1 protein-coding gene is annotated in these 1,314 nt (G+C 40.3%); it reads right to left on the bottom strand.

The window, feature by feature from the left end:
* Positions 1-43 precede the first annotated feature (43 nt).
* A complete protein-coding gene (locus K5G00_RS29340) occupies positions 44-1,225 on the bottom strand; it encodes an integrase core domain-containing protein (RefSeq protein ID WP_238770180.1) in 1,182 nt (393 codons plus the stop codon).
* Positions 1,226-1,314: the final 89 nt, after the last annotated feature.

The following is a 1,314-nucleotide window of genomic DNA, read 5'->3' on the forward strand; positions in this document are numbered from 1 at the left end:
TGTTCGTTAAGGCAGATGGTTAACAAAGTTAAAGTCACATAAGTTACACTAAATTCGTACTCAGCCTTGTAATATTTTGTTTAACACGAATATCTTTTTCATTAAAGTAACCTAAAAATACATTACGGTAAAATACTTTCCAAACCCCGTTTCCAATTTCTTCAGCAGCTACTTGTCTGCCTATCAATCCACTTGACATATACACCCAGTAATAAGCTTTCCAGCGCATTGCCCCGCTTTTTGAAACATTCATTGTTTTCATGTGTGCAGGATAGATATATGGTTTAATTTTCTCAGGGAAAGGCTTGTTTGAGAATTGGTGGGCCTGAGCAGGGGTTTTCATATCCAGAGCTTCATGTGGCCTTATTGAGTTATATTCTTTTACAAAATAGTTCAATTTCCTTTGTTGAGAACGTAAATCGAATGCTGAAGGGGCTGCACAGGCTGCTTTCAGGTCTCTGTGCATGCGTTCGTGCCTTCCGTTCTGTTCGGGGTGGGCGGGGTCTGAAAACACGGGGAGTATTCCCAGGTCGATAAACCAGTACGACAATGTGGTAAAGCGCTGGATGGCGGATACGGAGCCAAAGGGGATGCCGTTGTCGGTATGTACCTGTTTTGGCAGTCCGAACTTTCTGAACACCCTTGTAAACTCTTCTTTTACGGATTTGTAATTTTCTTTGTGATGAGCTTTTGCAGTAAACAGGAACCGGCTTTTAGAGTCGGCAATAGTTAAGGGGTGACAGTATTTTTTGTTGCCCATTAAAAATCTGCCCTTGTAATCGGCACTCCAAACTTCGTTGCAGTCTTTTGGGTCAAATATCGGGTACAGGGGTTTTACCCTACGCAAGCGTTTTTGGGGGCATACCAGTCCGTTTCGTGATAAAATGTTGTGAACCGTAACCACCGAGGGGATTTGGTTTTCAGGAAAGTCGTTAAACAACAATATCCTTAATTTTTTAGCTCCCCAACGTTGATGTTTATCCTTTAAACATAGAATTCTTTTTTCTATTTCTTTGTTTGTCCGGTTGGGGTGGTTTATAGGTGCTTTATCCTTCATACGGAGGCCTTCAATACCAAATTTTTCATAGCGCTGAATCATCCTGTACGCAGTTGTCCGGGATATTCCGAATCCGTTACATAACTCTGTGATAGTATATTTTCCAGAGTTCCATTCACAAATAAATTCTACTTTTTCTTCCATAATAGTTTTTTCTTTCCAAGGCATGGCAATCTGATTTTTATGTCAAATTACAAACTTTGAAAAGTGTAAACTATGTCCCTTTAACTTTGTAACGGATGTCCCTTTATCGTACC

Origin of the sequence: Maribellus maritimus (genome assembly GCF_022267315.1) — a bacterium.
Taxonomy (GTDB): Bacteria; Bacteroidota; Bacteroidia; order Bacteroidales; family Prolixibacteraceae; genus Draconibacterium; species Draconibacterium maritimum.

What these genes read in the sequence shown, in the direction of transcription:
- K5G00_RS29340 (WP_238770180.1), bottom strand. Translation starts at nt 1,225, where the DNA reads ATGCCTTGGAAAGAAAAAACTATTATGGAAGAAAAAGTAGAATTTATT.